The 1,544-nt window shown below is 48.7% G+C and carries 2 protein-coding genes and 1 pseudogene; 1 reads left to right on the top strand and 2 read right to left on the bottom strand.

Annotated features, from left to right (window positions below; all coding sequences use genetic code 11):
- Positions 1-677, top strand: a 677-nt coding sequence (locus STRDD11_RS11650; RefSeq protein WP_128837496.1) for a sugar ABC transporter permease, incomplete at its 5' end; no start/stop codon positions are given.
- 273 nt (positions 678-950) lie between these two features.
- Here STRDD11_RS11650 and STRDD11_RS11655 read toward each other — a convergent pair.
- Positions 951-1,172 (bottom strand): hypothetical protein, encoded by a 222-nt coding sequence (locus STRDD11_RS11655; RefSeq protein ID WP_128837429.1) that lies wholly within the window; start codon positions 1,170-1,172, stop codon positions 951-953.
- 82 nt (positions 1,173-1,254) lie between these two features.
- Positions 1,255-1,544, bottom strand: a pseudogene (locus tag STRDD11_RS13740) (secretion protein); the annotation flags it as partial.

Consider the following 1,544-nt stretch of genomic DNA (forward strand, 5'->3'; position numbering starts at 1 on the left):
ACAATTATGTGAGGCTGTTTAATAACAGCGCTTATCCTTTTGCTCGGTGGTTTATCAATACCCTGATTGTGGCGACGGCTACCTGCATCCTGTCTACTTTGATTACAGTTGGCATGGCCTACTCACTCAGCCGGATTAAGTTCAAGCACAAAAACGGCTTCCTGAAATTGGCACTGGTCCTTAATATGTTTCCGGGCTTCATGTCCATGATTGCTGTCTACTATATCCTCAAGGCCCTCAATCTGACTCAGACCCTGACATCCCTGATTTTGGTTTATTCTGCCGGAGCAGCGCTGGGCTTCTATATCGCCAAAGGCTTCTTTGATACTATCCCCTACTCTCTGGACGAGTCAGCCATGATTGACGGGGCTACCCGCTTCCAAATCTTCCGGACCATCACCCTGCCGCTGTCCAAGCCCATCATCGTTTATACAGCACTGATGGCCTTCATGGGACCTTGGATTGACTTTATCTTTGCCTCTGTCATCCTAGGCGATGTTAAGGATAAATACACCGTTGCTTTGGGGCTCTTCCAGATGCTCAATAAGGATGCCATCAACCAGTGGTTCCTGCCTTTCACAGCCGGGGCCATCATCATCGCTATCCCGATCACCCTCCTCTTTATCTTTATGCAGAAATACTATGTAGAAGGCGTGACCGGCGGGGCGGTCAAATAGTATAGTCATTTCTGCTCTTCGAACATCAGAAGCCTTGTACCGATAGACTTGTTCAGAAGCAACGATTCTTCTCTCTTTTGCTTTCCTTGAATAGTGAAAGACAGTGGACAAATAGTCTCTTAACAGTCATAAGACATTGTCAGCTGCCGCTGTGGTCAGGGAGTCTTCCAAGAGTGTGGGAGGCTGTTGTAGATTGCAGCTAAGGCAAGTAAAGCTTGCATCAGCTGCACGCCGATACAGCTGACAGTTCTTAGTAGAAGCTCCTTCACCGCTTCAAAATCTTCCACTGGAGCTTTTGAGCGAGGCAAAGAAAAAGACCTCAGCTTTTCGCTTAGCAATAAGGCGACGCTGACCTAGTTTGAAGAGATTTTCGAAGAGTATGATCAGCCACCAGCGCAGCATAGCTGGTGGTTTTTGTTTTTCTCTGCGAGAAAAACAGCCGGAAACCATCATAAAAAAACCGCTCATTACTGAACGGTTTTGTCTGCTAATCATTCTAATTTAGATTCCCATTTTTTCTCAAGTGCTGGCGGATGTTCGATCCGACAGTCTGGAGAGTGGGAACTAAACTGTTTGCTTACAGTTCTTCATCTCTGCGGCGGCCTTTTTGGGCACCAGCCAAAGTGGCAATTCCCAGAGCCATTCCGAGAAAGGCCAAGCGTTCTGCTTCTGAACCGGTTTGCGGCAGAATGGTCGTCGTTCCATTTCCCTGTCCTTCTGCTTCAACTGGGGCAGGATCAGCCTGCTGCGGAGCAGCCGCATCAGCAGCCGGAGCTGTTCTGCTATTATTGGTTTGGCTGACTTCACGCGCCTGAGCATGAACTTCAGCAGTTTGGCTGTCTGCGCCCGGACCTGCTGCGCCTCTTC

It is taken from the genome of Streptococcus sp. DD11 (genome assembly GCF_001578865.1).
GTDB lineage: Bacteria > Bacillota > Bacilli > Lactobacillales > Streptococcaceae > Streptococcus > Streptococcus panodentis.

Bases quoted from the DNA above. Each gene is read 5' to 3' on its own strand.
- STRDD11_RS11655 (WP_128837429.1), bottom strand. From the start codon at position 1,172: ATGATTAGCAGACAAAACCGTTCAGTAATGAGCGGTTTTTTTATGATG.